Here is a 16,666-nt window from a genome sequence, read left to right as displayed (position 1 = left end):
AGAACCAATACACGCAGGTAATCTCCCCCGCAATGAAGGAAAAAATCTCCCAGCTGATTGAACAGGCGCTGGCGGTACTGGTCGAGCAGCAACAGCTCCCGGCCGACACCACCCCTCGCATCCAGATTGATCGCACCAAAGACAAAAGCCACGGTGACCTGGCCAGTAATATTGCGCTGACTCTAGCCAAGGCCGCCGGCATGAAGCCCAGGGACCTGGCCACGCTGATCTGTGAGGCACTGCCTGTCTCCGATATTCTCGATCGCACTGAGATTGCCGGCCCCGGCTTTATCAATTTTTTCCTGTCCCAGGGCAGCAGCCGCGCGGTCGTCCGCCAGGTGCTCGAACAGGGCGAGGCCTTTGGCCGCAATAACACCGGCGAGGGCCGCAGGGTACAGGTGGAATTTGTGTCCGCCAATCCCACCGGCCCTCTGCACGTCGGTCACGGCCGTGGCGCAGCAGTCGGCGACAGTATTTGCCGACTACTGGCCGCCACGGGCTGGGACGTAGCCAGCGAGTTTTACTACAACGACGCCGGCGCCCAGATCGACAACCTGGCCCGCTCGGTCCAGGCGCGCTGCCAGGGCCTGAGCCCGGAGAGCCCCGAATGGCCCGAAGACGGATATCGCGGCGACTATATTGCTGACGTGGCCAAGGCATATCTTGCGGGCGAAACCGTTGATGCGGCCGACAAACATGTCACCAGCGCGACCGACCCCGCCGATACGGAAGCAATCCGCCAGTTTGCTGTGGCTTATTTGCGCCGCGAACAGGATCTCGACCTCAAGGCATTCGCCGTCAATTTTGACCTGTATTTCCTCGAGTCCTCACTGTACGAATCCGGCGCAGTGGAAGAGACCGTCGCCCGCCTTATCGACCAGGGCCACACCTACGAAGACGGTGGCGCGCTGTGGCTACGCACAACGGATTTTGGCGACGACAAAGATCGGGTGATGCGCAAAACCGATGGCGGCTATACCTACTTCCTGCCGGACGTTGCCTACCACCTGAACAAGTGGCAGCGCGGTTTCGAACGGGTCATCAATGAACAGGGCGCCGACCATCACAGCACCGTAACCCGCGTGCGCGCCGGCCTGCAGGCCCTGGACAAGGGCATTCCGGCCGGGTGGCCCGACTACGTACTGCACCAGATGGTGACCGTGATGCGCGACGGCGAGGAAGTCAAAATTTCCAAACGGGCCGGCAGTTATGTCACCCTGCACGACCTGATCGACGAAGTGGGCCGCGACGCCACACGCTATTTCCTGGTGGCCCGCGGGCCCAGCTCACAACTCACGTTCGATATTGACCTGGCACTGTCACAGAGCAACGACAACCCGGTGTACTACATCCAGTACGCCCACGCCCGTGTCTGCTCCATCATGCGCAAGCTCGCCGAAGAAGGCGGCAGCTGGGACCGGGAAGCGGCACTCGCCGACCTCGACCAGTTACAGGAAGAACACGAAACGGCCCTGCTGCGGCGCCTCGACCGCTACCCGGAAGTGGTCGCCAACGCGGCCCGTGACAGCGAACCACATACCGTAGCCAATTATCTCAAGGACCTGGCGGGCGATTTCCACGCCTGGTACAACGCCCACAAGACCCTGGTTGAAGATACCCAGGTGCGCAACGCTCGCCTGGCCCTGAGCGAAGCAGTGCGTCAGGTGATTGCCAATGGCCTGGATCTGCTGGGCGTATCGGCACCGGAGAGCATGTAAAACATGGCCCAGGATTTCGCCAAGAAAAAAGGCAGCACCCGCAAAAAGGCCCCCGCGCGCAAGAAGCAACCCGCCCAGAAATCCGGGGGCGGGTTGGTCAGCGGCCTCAAGTGGTATGGCGCAGGCCTGCTCTCTGGCATGTTCCTGAGCCTGCTGTTCTACCTGGGCACCTTGCCACCAACTGGGTCAACCGGGCCGGCGTCCGCTGCGGAACCCACCGCTGGCACCGACAGCCAGGAGCCGCCCAAGCCGCGTTTCGACTTTTACACCATGTTGCCCGAGCAGAGCATGGAAGAGGACCTGCCGGCACCAGAGCCTGCCAAGCCGGTGACCGAGACAACCAGCCCCTCCGAATACTACCTGCTCCAGGCCGGCTCCTTCCGCCAGCGTGAAGACGCCGACCGGCGCCGGGCAGAGCTGCTATTACTCGGCCTCGAGCCCAATGTCCGCGAGAGCAACGGCGACAATGGGCGCTGGTTCCGGGTTTATCTCGGCCCCTTCGACACACGCTCCAAGATGTCCAAGGCTCGCAGCCTCACCGCTGCACAAAACATCGACACCCTGGTGCTCAAGCGCAGCAGCTGAGCCCAGGCGTATCCCGCCATTCAAATGACTCTAGCGCCTTGAACTGGGTACAGTTCACCCCCATATCCAGCTGACCACAGCAGGAGATTCACCGTGAAACAACCAGACGGCACAACTATTCTTTCGGTACGCCGCGGCGGTAAAGTCGTCATTGGCGGCGATGGCCAGGTTACCCTTGGCAATACCGTGATGAAGGGCAATGCCCGCAAAGTGCGCCGACTCTATAAAGACCAGGTTATCGCCGGATTCGCCGGCGGCACCGCCGACGCATTCACCCTGTTTGAGTTGTTTGAAGCGCAGCTCGAGAAACACCAGGGCCACCTGGTACGGGCGGCTGTCGAACTGGCTAAGGCCTGGCGCACAGAGCGCTCTCTGCGCCAACTGGAAGCACTGCTGGCAGTCGCCGACAAGGAAACATCGCTCATTATTACCGGCAATGGCGACGTCATCGAACCCGAGGACAACCTCATTGCCATCGGCTCGGGCGGTCCGTTCGCCCAGTCAGCCGCCCGTGCGCTACTCGACAACACCGAGCTCGAGGCCCGGGAAATCGTGGAAACAGCGCTGGCGATTGCCGGCGACATCTGTATTTACACCAATCACAACCGCACCGTCGAAGAGCTCGACTGCGGCGATTCCAACCAGGCGTAACCCATGTCCAATATGACCCCCCGGGAAATTGTCTCGGAACTCGACCAACACATTATCGGCCAGGACGAGGCCAAACGGGCAGTGGCCATTGCCCTGCGCAACCGCTGGCGCCGCATGCAGCTGCCGGAAGAGCTGCGGGCAGAAATCACCCCCAAGAATATTCTGATGATCGGCCCCACCGGTGTTGGCAAAACCGAAATCGCTCGCCGCCTGGCCAAGCTGGCCAACGCGCCCTTTGTCAAAGTCGAAGCCACCAAGTTTACCGAGGTAGGCTACGTGGGCCGCGACGTGGAATCCATCGTTCGCGACCTGGTGGACGTCTCCATCAAGATGCTGCGGGAGCAGGAAATGACCAGGGTACGGTTTCGCGCCGAAGAAGCCGCCGAGGAACGCATTCTCGATATCCTCCTGCCACCCGCCAGGGACAAGGAAGGCAGCACCGGGGAAAATGCCCGGCAGTTACTGCGTAAAAAGCTGCGCGAGGGCGATCTGGATGAGAAAGAAATCGAAGTAAACGTCAATACTCCGTCCATGGGCATGGAAATCATGGCGCCTCCCGGCATGGAAGAGATGACCAACCAGCTGCAGAGCATGTTCTCCAATATGTCCAAGGGCCAGAGCAAAACCCAGAGGATGCCGGTGAAAGCCGCCTTTGCCGCCCTGTGCGACGAGGAAGCGGCCAAAATGGTTAACGAGGACGAGCTCAAGCAAAAGGCTGTTGATGCAGCCGAACAGAACGGCATCGTATTCATCGATGAGCTCGACAAGGTCGCCAAGCGCAGCGAAGGCGCCGGCGCAGATGTCTCTCGCGAGGGCGTCCAGCGCGATCTGCTGCCGCTGATCGAAGGCTCAACCGTCAGCACCAAGCACGGCATGATTAAAACAGATCACATCCTGTTCATTGCCTCGGGCGCTTTCCATCTGGCCAAACCATCGGACCTGATTCCCGAACTTCAGGGTCGCCTGCCAATACGCGTGGAACTGAACGCACTGACACCTGAGGACTTCGAACGCATCCTCACCGAACCCAGCGCCTCGCTGACCGAGCAGTATCAGGCACTCCTGCAAACTGAAGGCATGCACATTGAGTTCACCGCGGACGGCCTGCGCCAGATTGCCGAGACAGCCTGGCATGTCAATGAGAAGACCGAAAACATCGGCGCAAGACGCCTGCATACCGTTATGGAGCGCCTACTCGACGAAGCATCGTTTGGCGCGGCGGATGCCGGCTTGTCAGGCGAACCGCTGATCATCGACGCGCAGTACGTCAGCGACAAACTCGAAGTTCTGAGCGCCGACGAAGATTTGTCGCGCTTTATCCTCTAAGCATGGACGACGCGACGCGCCCTGAGGGCATTCAACTACACACCCGCTCCCGGGAACTGGAACTTTCCTACCCCGGGGGTGAAAGCTTTCGCCTGAGTTGTGAGTTCCTGCGGGTAATGTCGCCCTCTGCCGAAGTAAAAGGCCACGGCCCCGGCCAGGAAGTGTTGCAGGTCGGCAAGCTCAATGTGGCCATTACGGCTATCCGCCCGGTCGGCAACTACGCGCTCCAACTGGTCTTCGATGACGGTCACGACAGCGGTCTCTACTCCTGGGATTACCTGCACACACTGTGCCGCGATCGCGACCACTTATGGCAGACCTACCTGGACGAGTTGAGTGAGGCCGGCGCCAGCCGCGATCCCGATGTACAGGTGGTCAAGCTCGAACTCTAGTGACCACTGACGGCGCCGGTGCTATCGAGGTACAATGCCCGGCACTCAGGAGGATTCATGAGCGAGAAACAGAAAACCCACTTCGGCTACCGCGAAGTCGACACCGATGCCAAGGCCGGCATGGTGGCAGACGTATTCCACTCCGTGGCGTCGCGCTACGATCTGATGAACGACCTGATGTCAGGTGGCATTCACCGTATCTGGAAACGCTTCACCATCGAGTTATCCGGGGTGCGCAAAGGCCACAGCGTGCTGGACATTGCTGGCGGTACCGGCGACCTGGCGGCGAAATTTTCCCGCATTGTTGGCGACGAAGGCCGCGTGGTACTGGCCGACATCAACGACTCCATGCTCAAAGTAGGTCGCGACAAACTGCTGGATACCGGCCACCAGGGCAATATCGAATTTGTCCAGGCAGACGCACAGTTCCTACCCTTCCCGGACGACAGCTTCGACTGCATTACCATTGCCTTTGGCCTGCGCAACGTGACCGCCAAGGAAACCGCCCTGCGCTCCATGCTGCGAGTCCTAAAGCCCGGCGGACGCCTGCTGGTACTGGAATTCTCCAAGCCGGACAACGAACTGCTCAGCAAGGCCTATGACACCTATTCATTCCGGGTACTGCCGCTCATGGGCAAACTGGTCGCCGGAGATTCCGAGAGCTACCAGTACCTGGCCGAATCAATCCGCATGCACCCAGACCAGGACACACTCAAGGACATGATGGAAGACGCCGGTTTCGCCAAGGTCGAATACCACAATATGACGGGGGGCATCGTCGCCCTGCACAAGGGTATTAAGGCCTGAGATGACCGGGGAGATTAATCCCACGATTCACACAGCGGGCATGGCCGCGCTGGAAGCCGCAGCCAATCGGGCGCTCGCGCTCGCACCGGAGGCGGCGGCGACGCTTGCGCCACTGGAAGACGCTGTCTTTGCCTTGCACTGCACGGCGCCACTGGTCGACATCTACCTGCAGCCGCGCGCCGGCGAACTGCAGTTTATGGGCATCTACGATGGCCCGGTCACCACCAGCATCACCGGCGAGGCCAGTGACTTTGCCGAACTGGCCACCTCCGCCGACCCGGCAGCCACGCTGATCAACAGCAAGCTCGAACTGCACGGCGACAGCGCTCCGCTCATTGCGCTGCAAACCGCACTCGCCAGCCTCGACCTGGACTGGGAAGCGCCCCTGGTAGATGCTATGGGCGATGTCGCCGGTCACCAGTTAGCCGAGCTGCTGCGCGCCGGATTTACCTGGGGAAAACAGGCCGGCACGAGCTTCGAACGCCAGCTAGGCGAATTTATTCACGAGGAAGCACGGCTGGCACCACCACGACTTGAGCTGGAAGATTTTTATGGCGATGTACAGGAGCTCGCGCTCCAGGTAGAGCGTCTGGAATCTCGCATCGCGCGTGCTAAGCGCAAACTGGCAACGGCGGCCAGGGAGCGCAACTGACATGTCCCGCGTCCTGCGTCTGACCAAAATTATCCGCACGGTCGGACGCTATCGGCTCGACGAACTCATCGATACCGAGCGCCTGCCCCGGGCGCTGCGCTGGGGCCTGAAACTATCACCCTGGCGATTGACCCCCAGCCCGGCCATGTCGCGGGGAGAACGCCTGCGCAAGGCCCTGGAAGAACTCGGCCCGGTATTTATCAAGTTCGGCCAGATGCTATCGACCCGTCGGGATTTACTCCCGGAAGATATTGCCGATGAACTGGCGCGCCTTCAGGACAATGTGCCGCCCTTCCCCCAGGAGCAGTCCCTGGCCATTATCGAATCCGCACTGGGGAGCTCCATCGATACGCTGTACGCAAGCTTCGAAGCGGCCCCAATGGCATCCGCCTCCGTCGCCCAGGTACACGCGGCCACCTTACACCGCGGCGAAGAGGTAGTGGTCAAGGTGGTCCGCCCCGATATTGAGCCGGTGATTCGCCAGGACATTGCGCTGCTGTATACCCTGGCCCGGCTCGTTGAACGCCATGTCCCGGATGGTCGCAGGCTTCGGCCGGTAGAGGTGGTCAACGACTATGAACTGGTCATTCTCGACGAACTCGACCTCGGACGCGAGGCCGCCAATGCCTCCCAGCTCAGGCGCAATTTCGAGGGCAGCAACCTGGTTTATGTGCCGAAGGTTTACTGGGATTACAGCTGTCGTGACGTCTTCACCATGGAGCGCATCTCGGGCATTCCTGTCACTGACATGGCCGCACTGCGCGAGCGCGGCGTCGACCTGAAAGTGCTGGCCGAGCGCGGCGTCGAGATATTCTTCACCCAGGTGCTGCGCGACAGCTTTTTCCACGCCGACATGCACCCGGGCAACATTTTCGTTGACGCTACCGACCCGGCCGATCCCAGCTACATCGCCGTGGACTGTGCCATTATCGGTGCGCTGTCGGAGTCAGATCAGTACTACCTCGCTCGCAATCTACTGGCCATTTTCCGCCGCGATTACCACGAAGTGGCCCAGTTGCACGTGGAGTGCGGTTGGGTACCGCCACACACCCGGGTACAGGATTTCGAATCCGCCATGCGCGCGGTATGTGAACCCATCTTTGAGCGCCCGATCAGCGAAATTTCCTTCGGGGAACTACTGATTTACCTGTTCCGCACCGCGCGTCGCTTCGACATGGAAGTGCAACCTTCACTGGTACTGCTGCAGAAGACATTGCTGAATATCGAGGGCCTGGGCCGCCAGCTCTACCCCGAACTCAATCTGTGGGATACCGCCATGCCATTCCTCGAGGAATGGGTGGCACAGCGCTATTCCCCCCAGTCGGTCATCCGCCGGCTGCAGCGCCACGCACCCTCCTGGCTGGAACAACTCCCGCAGTTACCCGATGTCGTCATGGACAACCTGCAGCACACCCGGGAACTCGAGCAACGCTTCGACGCACAGCAGCAACACGTTCAGCAAATTCAGCAGGCCGCCCACAAATCCGTCCAGCGCCAACGCCGCTACATCGTTGCTGGCCTTGCCGTTGGCGCCGCCGCATTAATGGCTGTGCCAAGCGCCTGGGATCAGCTTCTGCAGGCCCCGCTGGCCACCTGGTTACTGGCGGCCCTGGGCCTGGCTCTGCTGTGGCCGCAGGAGTCGTGACAACGCGCACCCTGTGCCATAATGTTGCACCGTCTCCGGAAGGGGTGACATCAGCCTCCGGAAATTCGACGTGATACGAGAAACATGGACCGCTGCTAACGGCAAACACCAGCGGCAGCAAAGGTAGGAAAGCAGGCATGAGCGATGTACTGGCTGAATTAGCCACCACCCTGGAGCAACGCAAGAATGCCGCACCGGATGAATCATACGTTTCCAGCCTGTACCACAAAGGCCTGAACAAGATTCTCGAAAAGGTGGGCGAAGAGGCCACCGAAGTCATTCTCGCGGCCAAGGACCTGGAAGCGGGTGGCAGCCGCAGCGAATTTGTCGGAGAAGTGGCCGACCTGTGGTTTCACAGCATGGTCGCCATGGCCCAGCTGGACGTTGATCACAGCGAAGTTATGGATTGCCTGGCACAACGATTCGGTATCTCAGGCCTGGACGAAAAGGCCGGCAGATCCGAGCAACAAGATTGACGCAAGATAACGGGAGTTAGTCATGGGTATAGGTGGTATCAGTGTATGGCAGTTGCTCATTATCCTCGCCATTGTGGTGATGTTGTTTGGCACCAAGCGCCTGCGGACGCTGGGTTCAGACCTGGGCAGTGCCGTCAAAGGCTTCCGCAGCAGCATGTCTGAGGACGACAAGGCGGACCCGCAGGAGCAGGCCGCGACCGAAGAAGAAGCCAAGGACAAGTAAGCCCCGATGTTCGACATCGGTTTTATCGAGCTGGTCATCGTGGCCGTTGTCGGCCTGCTGGTGATCGGCCCCGAGCGGTTGCCGGGGGCTATCCGCACCGGCAGTGCCTGGCTGGCACGGATTAAACGCGGCTTCACCGACATCAAGCGTGAAGTCGAACAGGAACTGCACAACGACGCCGTCATGCAGGAGCTCAAGAAAACCCAGCAGCAACTGAGCGACGAGGCGGCCAACATCAACGCTGACGTGCAGCGGGCAAATCACGACCTGAACCCACTGGGCAGCGAAAAACCAACAGACAAAGCCGAATGAGCGAAGCGGATATCGACGACCAGCCCCTGCCGCTGGTAGCCCACCTTACCGAACTGCGCGACCGTATTCTTCGCGCGCTGCTGGCGGTACTCATAGTGTTTATCTGCTTGTTCCCCTTTGCCAACGAGATCTATGCCTTCGTGTCGGAGCCGCTGCGCGCGCTGCTGCCGGAAGGCGCAACCATGATTGCTACCGAAGTGGCATCGCCTTTTTTGACGCCGTTCAAGCTCACTCTGGTCACCGCCGTCTTTATCGCCATCCCCTACGTGCTCTACCAGATCTGGAGCTTTGTTGCGCCGGGCATGTACAAACATGAAAAGCGTTTCGCCATTCCCATGTTGGTGTCGAGCATTCTGCTCTTCTATGCAGGCGCGGCCTTTGCCTATTTCGTCGTGTTCCCCCTGATCTTCGCGTTTTTTACCAGCGTGGGGCCCGAGGGCATTACCATCATGACCGACATCAATAGCTACCTGAACTTCGTGCTCAAGCTGTTTTTCGCCTTCGGTATTGCCTTTGAGATTCCCATCGCCGCCGTCATCCTGATCTGGGCGGGCATTACCGACGCCGATAGCCTGGCCCGCAAACGGCCCTATATCATCGTCGGCTGCTTTATTTTCGGCATGCTGCTGACACCGCCAGATGTGATCTCCCAGTCACTGCTGGCAATCCCCATGTGGATTCTGTTTGAGTTCGGTGTGTTCTTTGGACGCTTTATCCAACAGCGCAATCAACAGCCGGACCCGACCTGACACAACACAAGCTCGCGCTTTGCGCTAACATGGGGCCTCAGGGAACAGGACCAAACCTCATGTGGAATATCAGTAAGTGTATGGCGATGCTCGCTATACTCATTTTCCCCGCCACACTCAGCTGGGCGCAGGGCGACGAGCCAGCGCCGGATGTCTCTGCTCGCGAGCTGATCGAGACCGCGCAGAAGTCTGAACAACTGATAGAAGAGATCTCCTCTACCGACCCAAACGCCCTGGAAGATCAGGCCTCACCCCTCGCCGCTATGCTGGGCCTGCGCGAGGCCATGCGTAAACACGATTACGAAGCCGCGGGTAAATTCCTGGACCGCCGCTATATCGAGGACGAAATTGGCGATTTCACGGACGAGCAACTCCTGAGGGCACTCAGCTACGTCTGGAACCGCCAGAATATTCTCGACATCACCGCCATTAGCGACGCGCCGGAAGGCAAGCTCAACGACGGCCTGCCCAACTACCGCGACCAGATTGGCCTGGTGACCCTTAGCGATGAGGAGGTACCGATTTATCTCCAACGGGTACCGGACGGCAAAGGTGGTCGCATCTGGAAGCTGTCAAACGCGACCGTCGCCAAGATACCCTTGATGTGGGACGAACTGGGCTTTAACGAAGCGGCCATCAAAGTGTCCAACTTCCTGCCCGAGTTCACTTTCATGGGAATGCAGAACTGGCAGGTCCTGGGCGCGGTGATCGCCTTTATACTCGCCTGGCCGGCCGCCGCCATCATCAGCTATGTACTGATGCGCATCGCACTGCTCATTCCCAACCGGTTCCCCCTGGGCATCAAGCGCTTCTTCAAGGGCTCCTTCCGGTTCTTCCTGTTTCTGCACCTGGTGCGCTATTTCATCGGCGAACTGGGCCTGTCGCTCACCGCACGCATTCTGATCGAATCCGCCGGCTTCGACTACATCGCCTGGACCGTGCTCATCATGGGGCTGCTGTCCCTCTTGCGCGACTACCAGATCCGCAAAATGCAGTATGCCGGCAATACCCACTACGTCGCCCTGCTCAAGCCCTTCACGACCATCGTCAAAGTTATGGTGGTCACCATTATTGCCCTGTACTGGGCCAAGCAGGCCGGCTATGACATGTCGACGATTCTCGCCGGCCTCGGCGTGGGCTCACTGGCAGTGGCCCTGGCAGCCCAGAAGACTCTCGAGAATGTGATTGGCGCAATCACCCTCTATACCGCCCGCCCGGTGAGCGCAGGAGATTTCTGCCGTTTCGGCGATGTCACTGGCACGGTAGAGGAAATCGGTTTGCGCTCTACCCTCATCCGCACCCTGGATCGCTCCATGGTGGTCATCCCCAACTCGGTATTCTCCTCGGTCGAAATCGAGAACTTCACCCAGCGTGATCGCATCCGCTTCTTCCGCCGCTACCAGATGATTCTGCCCTCGCGGGAACAGTTGGAGCACGTGCTCGAGGCCGTGCGGGAGATGATGAGCAAACACGAAAAGGTGCTGGCAGACACGGTCAGCGTGCGCTTTGAGAATATCCAGGCAGGCACAGCCATACTGCGCCTCGACGCCGGCGTAGACACGGTAAACTTCCAAGAGTTTCTCGCCGTGGCCGAAGAGCTCAACCTCGGCATCGTCGAAATCGGCGACGCATCCGGCGCCCGCTTCAACGGGCCGCGCCAGTTGATCGAGTTCGAACATCCCGAAGAGCAAGCCAGCGCCTCATGAATCGACCCAAGGGAGCCTTGAGCTCGCTGTTCCCCGTATTCCGACTGCTGTGGCCCTATAAAATTCGCCTGGTGGCCGCCAGCTTAGCGCTGTTGTTCACCGCCGGCGCGACACTCGCGCTGGGTCGCGGCCTGCAGGTACTCATCGACGAGGGCATAGGTGGCGGCACCAGCGAGGACCTGCGAGCGGCGATTACCCTCATACTCACGATTGCCGTCGCCATTGCCGCGGGCACCTTCGTACGTTTCTACCTGGTGTCATGGCTTGGCGAGCGTGTCAGTGCCGACCTGCGCAAGGGGGTTTTCAATAATATTGTGCGCCTGCACCCGGGCTACTTCGAAACCAATCGCTCCGGCGAAATCATGTCGCGCCTCACCACGGACACCACGCTGCTGCAGACCATTATCGGTTCCTCCTTCAGCATGGCGCTGCGCAGTGCCCTCACCACCTCGGGTGCGCTGGTGATGATGTTCATCACCAATCTCAAGCTCAGCCTATACATTGCCCTGGGCGTGCCGCTGGTACTCCTGCCCATTATTTTCTTTGGCCGGCGGGTGCGACGCCTGTCAAACCAGAGTCAGGACAGTATCGCCAACGTGGGCAGCTACGCGGGCGAAGTCATTCAGCACATTCGCGTGGTACAGAGCTACACACGCGAGCAGTTCGAAAGCGATGCCTTTGCCGGTGAGGTCGAAGACGCTTTCAAGGTTGCCCGGCGACGCATCCGCCAGCGCGCCCTGCTCATTGGCGGCGCCATCTTCATGCTGTTTGCGAGCATGTCCGCGATGATGTGGGAGGGCGGCCAGGATGTGATCAGCGGCCGCATGACCGGCGGTGAACTTGGCGCCTTCGTATTCTACGCGGTAATGGTCGGCTCGGGCTTTGGCACCCTCTCGGAAGTATGGGGTGAACTGCAGCGCGCCGCAGGCGCCGCAGAGCGGCTGGTAGAACTACTCAACACCCGCAGCCTGATTGCCGACCCGGGCGAGCAAGCCGTCCCGGACAACAATCGTCGGCCTGCGCTGACGCTAAATAATGTCTCTTTCAGCTACCCGACCCGCCCGGAAGTGTTGGCCCTCACGGACTTCAGCCTCGACATTCGCGCCGGCCAAAGCCTGGCGCTGGTGGGGCCATCCGGCGCCGGTAAATCGACGGTCATTGACTTACTGCAACGCTTCTACGACCCACAGCAGGGTCAGATCAGCCTGGACGGCAGAGACATCCGTGAACTGGGCCTGCAGCAATTGCGGTCCCATATAGCCCTGGTGCCCCAGCAACCGGCCCTGTTTACGGGCGATGTCCGCTACAACATTTCCTACGGCCGCCCCGACGCCAGTGACGAAGACATTTATGCCGCAGCCCGCGCCGCTCACGCCCACGAATTTATCAGCCAGTTACCCGAAGGCTACCAAAGTCACCTTGGCGAACAGGGCGTGCGCCTCTCGGGCGGCCAGCGCCAGCGTATCGCCATCGCCCGCGCCATTCTCAATGACCCGCAAATCCTGCTGCTGGACGAGGCCACCAGTGCTCTCGACACGGAAAGCGAGTACCAGGTGCAGAAGGCCCTTGAAGAGCTGATGCAGAACCGCACTACGGTCATCATCGCCCACCGGCTATCCACCATCCTCCATGCGGATCGGATTGCTGTGCTGGATCAGGGCAGGATTGTCGCTACTGGGCGACATGAGGAGTTGTTGGAATCCAGTGAGCTGTATGCACGGTTGGCCAGCTTGCAGTTTCGGGAGGCGACGGAGTAATTGTGATTCGCTGTAGGTTGGGTGAGGTCCGCTGCCGGGCGGCCTGAGAGCAGCTTACTCGTTTTGAGTTGATTCAGGTGCGGGGCGGTCTGAGGACTGATAGTTTGGTTTGAAACCGCTGCAAGGCCATCCATGGCGCGCTTCGGCGTCCGCCATCCCTGGCTCCCGACGATTTCAAACCAAACTATCAGTCCTCAGAGCTCGATTCACTTCACCATCTCAAGAGCTTTTTTGGGCAGGAGGTATGAAGGGAGTAGCCAAAGACAATGGCTCTGGTCTACTACACCAAATTTGCGAATTAACCGCCGACAGTACGGTCATAGATCGCTCGCCAAGCGCTAACGCAACTCAAATCACTGAGATGCCCAATACTGAGATTACGACCTATCGAGGTTTGGAGGCTGTTTAGCCTTTTGAAATCGTCGGGAGGCATGGATGCCGGACGCCGAAGCGACCCCATGGATGGGCTCGTAGCGGTTTCAAAAGGCTTAAACAGTCTCCATGCCGGCGCGTAAAGAACACCACCAAAAAAAACGCCGACCAACAGGCCGGCGTTTTCATCAAAGAGTAGCGATTCGCAACTTAACCAAACTCGCGAACCAGCCCTCCGATAGACTCTTTCGCATCGCCAAACAGCATCCGCGTATTGTCCTTGTAGAACAGCGGGTTCTCGATGCCGGCAAAACCAGAGGCCATGGAGCGCTTGAGGACGAAGACCGTGCGGGCCTGGTCCACGTTGATCACCGGCATGCCATAAATCGGGCTGCCTTCGCTCTCGCGTGCCGCCGGGTTCACCACGTCGTTGGCGCCGATCACAATGGCGACGTCGACCGATTCCATCCGCGGGTTGATGTCGTCCATCTCCAGCAGTTGATCGTAGGGAACGTCGGCTTCCGCCAGCAACACGTTCATGTGTCCTGGCATACGGCCGGCCACAGGGTGAATACCGAAGTTCACTTCTGCGCCATTGGCTTCCATGATCTCAGTCAGTTCTTTCACCACGTGTTGTGCCTGGGCAACCGCCATGCCGTAGCCGGGGATGATGGCCACGCTGGAGGCAGCCTCGAGCACGTAGTAAGCGTCTTCGACAGAGATCGGCTTGATCTCACCTTCCACCTCGGTGGTGTCCTGCTTGCCAGAGCCGAAGCCGGAGAACAGCACGTTCGAGAGGGAGCGGTTCATCGCCTTACACATGATCTGGGTCAGGATGATACCCGCCGCGCCCACTAGGGAGCCGGCTACGATCAGGATGTTGTTGTTCACCGCGAANCCCGCCGCACAGGCCGCGAGGCCGGAGTAGGAGTTCAGCAGAGAAATCACAACAGGCATGTCGGCNCCACCAANGGGGATAACCGCCATAATGCCGAACAGCAGCGACAGACCGATAACCACATACAGCCAGGTAGGATCGGCTGGGTTCATGCAGAACATCACTGCACTGCCCAGAATGCCGACCACGATAGCGCCGTTCACGACCTGCTGGCCAACAAACATCAGCGGGGCCGAGGAGATTTTCTCACTCAGCTTGCCGTAGGCCACCAGTGAGCCAGTAAAGGTCAGGCCACCAATCAGGATGGACAGAACAATGGTCACCAGAGTGAAGGTACCGTTGTTCTCGGGATCCAGCGCAGCGGCGCCGACCAACAGGCTGGCGATGCCGCCTGAGCCGTTGAACAGGGCGACCATTTCCGGCATGGAGGTCATCTCAACCAGGCGTGCGGCGAGCGCGCCAACCACACCACCGATGGCAACGCCGATCAGGATCCAGGTGTAGTCGATGCCCTGGGACAGCAGCGCGGCGACAACCGCCACCAGCATACCGATGGAGGAGATCATGTTGCCGCGGCGGGCGGNGTCCGGTGAGCCGAGTTGCTTCAGGCCAAAGATGAACAGCGCTGCCGATACCACGTAGGCAAATTGGATTGCATTTTCCATGACCGCTTAGCCCTCCTTTTTCTTAAACATGGCGAGCATTCGGTCGGTTACCAGGTAACCGCCCACCACGTTAATGGAGGCAAAGGCCACGGCGGCAACGCCAAGCCATTTGGACAGGTCAGGATCGTCGACCGCGCCTACCAGGCCAACCGCGCCCACCAGGGTAATGCCGGAGATAGCGTTCGCGCCGGACATGAGTGGTGTGTGCAGGGTGGCCGGCACTTTGTTGATCAGTTCAAAGCCCAGGAAAATAGACAGCAACAGGATGAACGTCAGGAATACTTCTGCGGGAACCATGCTCAGCCCTCCCCTTCAATGATGTTCTTAATGGTCTCGTTAGTGATCTCACCACCATGGGTGATGATACAACCGGGCAGAATGTCGTCTTCGAAATCGACCTCGAACGCTTTCTGCTCTTCGCTCCAGTTGTCCTCGACGAGGTTAAACAGGTTGGAGGAGTACATCTGGCTGGCATCCCGGGCGACGTCGCTGGCCCAGTTACCGGTGCCGATAAGGATGACGCCATCGCAATCCACGGTTTCGCCTGGCACGGAGCCCTCGACATTACCGCCGGTTTCCGCCGCCATATCGACAATCACGGAGCCGGGCATCATGCCATCGACCATATCTTTGGTAACCAGTACCGGAGGCTTGCGACCGAAGACCTGGGCCGTGGTAATCACCACGTCGGACTTGGCGATCACGTCTTTCTGCGCCTGGCGCTGCATTTCCACCTGCTCTGGGGTCAGTTCCTTGGCATAGCCACCGGCGGTCTCGCCGGTCTCGCCCAGGTCGATCTCCAGGAATTTTGCGCCCAGGGACTGCACCTGCTCGGCCACCACGGGACGGGTGTCGAAGGCAGTAACCTTGGCGCCCAGACGTTTGGCGGTTGCAATGGCCTGCAGGCCCGCCACGCCGGCGCCAATGACAAAAACATTGGCAGGCTTCAAGGTGCCTGCCGGCGTCATCATCATCGGGAAAATGCGCGGCAGGGCAGCCGCGGCTTTCATGACCATCACATAGCCGGCCAGGTTGGCCTGGGAACTGAGGGCATCCATTTTCTGGCTGCGCGTGGTACGGGGGATCATCTCCATGGAGATGGCGGTTATTCCCGCGTCCTTGAACGCATTCACAAGCGCGTGCTCGTTGAAGGGGTCCAGGTAGCTGATGTGAATGGCACCGCGCTTCATCAGCGCGATTTCTTCTGCGGTGGGTTTGTTCAATCGCAGCAACATGTCTGCATTAGCAAACAATTCACTGCGGTCAGCGGCAATGCTTGCCCCTACCTCGGTGTACTGCTCGTCGGTGAATCCTGAAGTGGTGCCCATTCCGGACTCCACGTGCAGGTCTGCCCCCATACGGACCAATTTCTTGGCCACGTCTGGCGTGATGGGAACCCGGTTTTCGCCCGGTTGAGTTTCCCTGGGTATCGCGATGCGCATAACGGTGTTTACCCCCGTTGCCTGTTTCTGTTTATGCACCGCGGCCTGATCTGGCCGACGGCACTTTCGGAGCGAGCCTCTTTGAGCCCTTGTCCCTACAACTTAATCACCCTCAATCAAGAGGGGGCGACCACTCTAGCACAGGGCAAATACCGCCGGAATAATGACCATTATTCACGACCTGAATTGACTTACCCTAAACCATTGGCGAGACGCACCCTATCGCAGCCACGCAGGGAGTGGCCAATCTACCCGAGCTATTCGCTCAAACAATGACCTCGGGGCCCAAA

General features: G+C 59.5%; 17 protein-coding genes. 14 read left to right on the top strand and 3 right to left on the bottom strand.

Annotation, left to right across the window (positions count from 1 at the left end; all coding sequences use genetic code 11):
- The first annotated feature begins 32 nt into the window (after positions 1-32).
- The 14 genes from argS (at position 33) to A3709_RS16760 (ending at position 12,999) form a co-directional block, all read left to right on the top strand.
- Positions 33-1,718 carry an arginine--tRNA ligase gene (gene argS, locus A3709_RS16825; RefSeq protein ID WP_066057198.1) on the top strand — a complete coding sequence of 562 codons (1,686 nt, stop codon included), beginning with the start codon at positions 33-35 and terminating at the stop codon, positions 1,716-1,718.
- Between the two features lie 3 nt (positions 1,719-1,721).
- Positions 1,722-2,303: an SPOR domain-containing protein gene (locus A3709_RS16820; protein WP_066057195.1), complete on the top strand. Its 582-nt coding sequence runs from the start codon at positions 1,722-1,724 to the stop codon at positions 2,301-2,303.
- Positions 2,304-2,396: 93 nt separating this feature from the next.
- Positions 2,397-2,954: an ATP-dependent protease subunit HslV gene (gene hslV, locus A3709_RS16815; protein ID WP_066057192.1), complete on the top strand. Its 558-nt coding sequence runs from the start codon at positions 2,397-2,399 to the stop codon at positions 2,952-2,954.
- A gap of 3 nt (positions 2,955-2,957) precedes the next feature.
- On the top strand, positions 2,958-4,280 hold the full coding sequence (hslU, locus tag A3709_RS16810; protein WP_066057189.1) for an ATP-dependent protease ATPase subunit HslU: 1,323 nt from the start codon (positions 2,958-2,960) through the stop codon (positions 4,278-4,280).
- A gap of 2 nt (positions 4,281-4,282) precedes the next feature.
- Positions 4,283-4,672 (top strand): gamma-butyrobetaine hydroxylase-like domain-containing protein, encoded by a 390-nt coding sequence (locus A3709_RS16805; protein ID WP_066057186.1) that lies wholly within the window; start codon positions 4,283-4,285, stop codon positions 4,670-4,672.
- Positions 4,673-4,729: 57 nt separating this feature from the next.
- A complete protein-coding gene (ubiE, locus tag A3709_RS16800) occupies positions 4,730-5,479 on the top strand; it encodes a bifunctional demethylmenaquinone methyltransferase/2-methoxy-6-polyprenyl-1,4-benzoquinol methylase UbiE (protein ID WP_066057184.1) in 750 nt (249 codons plus the stop codon).
- Position 5,480: 1 nt separating this feature from the next.
- On the top strand, positions 5,481-6,131 hold the full coding sequence (locus tag A3709_RS16795) for an SCP2 domain-containing protein (protein WP_066057181.1): 651 nt from the start codon (positions 5,481-5,483) through the stop codon (positions 6,129-6,131).
- 1 nt (position 6,132) lies between these two features.
- On the top strand, positions 6,133-7,776 hold the full coding sequence (ubiB, locus tag A3709_RS16790) for a ubiquinone biosynthesis regulatory protein kinase UbiB (protein ID WP_066057177.1): 1,644 nt from the start codon (positions 6,133-6,135) through the stop codon (positions 7,774-7,776).
- A 137-nt stretch (positions 7,777-7,913) separates the two neighbouring features.
- A complete protein-coding gene (locus A3709_RS16785; RefSeq protein ID WP_066057174.1) occupies positions 7,914-8,252 on the top strand; it encodes a phosphoribosyl-ATP diphosphatase in 339 nt (112 codons plus the stop codon).
- 22 nt (positions 8,253-8,274) lie between these two features.
- Positions 8,275-8,475 carry a twin-arginine translocase TatA/TatE family subunit gene (gene tatA / locus A3709_RS16780; protein ID WP_066057171.1) on the top strand — a complete coding sequence of 67 codons (201 nt, stop codon included), beginning with the start codon at positions 8,275-8,277 and terminating at the stop codon, positions 8,473-8,475.
- 6 nt (positions 8,476-8,481) lie between these two features.
- Positions 8,482-8,787, top strand: coding sequence for a Sec-independent protein translocase protein TatB (tatB, locus tag A3709_RS16775; protein ID WP_066057168.1), 306 nt, complete (start codon positions 8,482-8,484; stop codon positions 8,785-8,787).
- Positions 8,784-9,536 (top strand): twin-arginine translocase subunit TatC, encoded by a 753-nt coding sequence (tatC, locus tag A3709_RS16770; protein ID WP_066057165.1) that lies wholly within the window; start codon positions 8,784-8,786, stop codon positions 9,534-9,536. Before tatB ends, tatC begins: the two co-directional genes overlap by 4 nt.
- Positions 9,537-9,595: 59 nt before the next feature.
- The gene (locus A3709_RS16765) at positions 9,596-11,242 is read left to right on the top strand and encodes a mechanosensitive ion channel family protein (protein WP_231871217.1); all 1,647 of its coding nucleotides are present in this window, start codon (positions 9,596-9,598) and stop codon (positions 11,240-11,242) included.
- Positions 11,239-12,999 carry an ABC transporter transmembrane domain-containing protein gene (locus tag A3709_RS16760; RefSeq protein ID WP_066057162.1) on the top strand — a complete coding sequence of 587 codons (1,761 nt, stop codon included), beginning with the start codon at positions 11,239-11,241 and terminating at the stop codon, positions 12,997-12,999. The genes A3709_RS16765 and A3709_RS16760 overlap by 4 nt, the downstream gene beginning before the upstream one ends.
- A 582-nt stretch (positions 13,000-13,581) precedes the next feature.
- On the opposite strand, the gene A3709_RS16755 is transcribed toward A3709_RS16760, so the two are convergent.
- The 3 genes from A3709_RS16755 to A3709_RS16745 are packed head-to-tail and all read right to left on the bottom strand — an operon-like array spanning position 13,582 to position 16,376.
- Positions 13,582-14,934 (bottom strand): NAD(P)(+) transhydrogenase (Re/Si-specific) subunit beta, encoded by a 1,353-nt coding sequence (locus tag A3709_RS16755; RefSeq protein ID WP_066057159.1) that lies wholly within the window; start codon positions 14,932-14,934, stop codon positions 13,582-13,584.
- A 6-nt stretch (positions 14,935-14,940) separates the two neighbouring features.
- A complete protein-coding gene (locus A3709_RS16750; RefSeq protein WP_066057156.1) occupies positions 14,941-15,231 on the bottom strand; it encodes an NAD(P) transhydrogenase subunit alpha in 291 nt (96 codons plus the stop codon).
- 2 nt (positions 15,232-15,233) lie between these two features.
- Positions 15,234-16,376: a Re/Si-specific NAD(P)(+) transhydrogenase subunit alpha gene (locus tag A3709_RS16745; RefSeq protein WP_066057154.1), complete on the bottom strand. Its 1,143-nt coding sequence runs from the start codon at positions 16,374-16,376 to the stop codon at positions 15,234-15,236.
- Between the last annotated feature and the right edge of the window lie 290 nt (positions 16,377-16,666).

The organism is Halioglobus sp. HI00S01 (assembly GCF_001635445.1).
GTDB lineage: Bacteria > Pseudomonadota > Gammaproteobacteria > Pseudomonadales > Halieaceae > Halioglobus > Halioglobus japonicus.
The sequence above is the reverse complement of the archived record's forward strand: the minus strand, read 5'-3'. Positions and strand labels throughout refer to the sequence as shown.

What these genes read in the sequence shown, in the direction of transcription:
- argS (WP_066057198.1), top strand. Translation starts at nt 33, where the DNA reads ATGAAGGAAAAAATCTCCCAGCTGATTGAACAGGCGCTGGCGGTACTG.
- A3709_RS16820 (WP_066057195.1), top strand. Translation starts at nt 1,722, where the DNA reads ATGGCCCAGGATTTCGCCAAGAAAAAAGGCAGCACCCGCAAAAAGGCC.
- hslU (WP_066057189.1), top strand. Translation starts at nt 2,958, where the DNA reads ATGTCCAATATGACCCCCCGGGAAATTGTCTCGGAACTCGACCAACAC.
- A3709_RS16805 (WP_066057186.1), top strand. Translation starts at nt 4,283, where the DNA reads ATGGACGACGCGACGCGCCCTGAGGGCATTCAACTACACACCCGCTCC.
- ubiE (WP_066057184.1), top strand. Translation starts at nt 4,730, where the DNA reads ATGAGCGAGAAACAGAAAACCCACTTCGGCTACCGCGAAGTCGACACC.
- A3709_RS16795 (WP_066057181.1), top strand. Translation starts at nt 5,481, where the DNA reads ATGACCGGGGAGATTAATCCCACGATTCACACAGCGGGCATGGCCGCG.
- ubiB (WP_066057177.1), top strand. Translation starts at nt 6,133, where the DNA reads ATGTCCCGCGTCCTGCGTCTGACCAAAATTATCCGCACGGTCGGACGC.
- A3709_RS16785 (WP_066057174.1), top strand. Translation starts at nt 7,914, where the DNA reads ATGAGCGATGTACTGGCTGAATTAGCCACCACCCTGGAGCAACGCAAG.
- tatA (WP_066057171.1), top strand. Translation starts at nt 8,275, where the DNA reads ATGGGTATAGGTGGTATCAGTGTATGGCAGTTGCTCATTATCCTCGCC.
- tatB (WP_066057168.1), top strand. Translation starts at nt 8,482, where the DNA reads ATGTTCGACATCGGTTTTATCGAGCTGGTCATCGTGGCCGTTGTCGGC.
- tatC (WP_066057165.1), top strand. Translation starts at nt 8,784, where the DNA reads ATGAGCGAAGCGGATATCGACGACCAGCCCCTGCCGCTGGTAGCCCAC.
- A3709_RS16765 (WP_231871217.1), top strand. Translation starts at nt 9,596, where the DNA reads ATGTGGAATATCAGTAAGTGTATGGCGATGCTCGCTATACTCATTTTC.
- A3709_RS16760 (WP_066057162.1), top strand. Translation starts at nt 11,239, where the DNA reads ATGAATCGACCCAAGGGAGCCTTGAGCTCGCTGTTCCCCGTATTCCGA.
- A3709_RS16750 (WP_066057156.1), bottom strand. Translation starts at nt 15,231, where the DNA reads ATGGTTCCCGCAGAAGTATTCCTGACGTTCATCCTGTTGCTGTCTATT.
- A3709_RS16745 (WP_066057154.1), bottom strand. Translation starts at nt 16,376, where the DNA reads ATGCGCATCGCGATACCCAGGGAAACTCAACCGGGCGAAAACCGGGTT.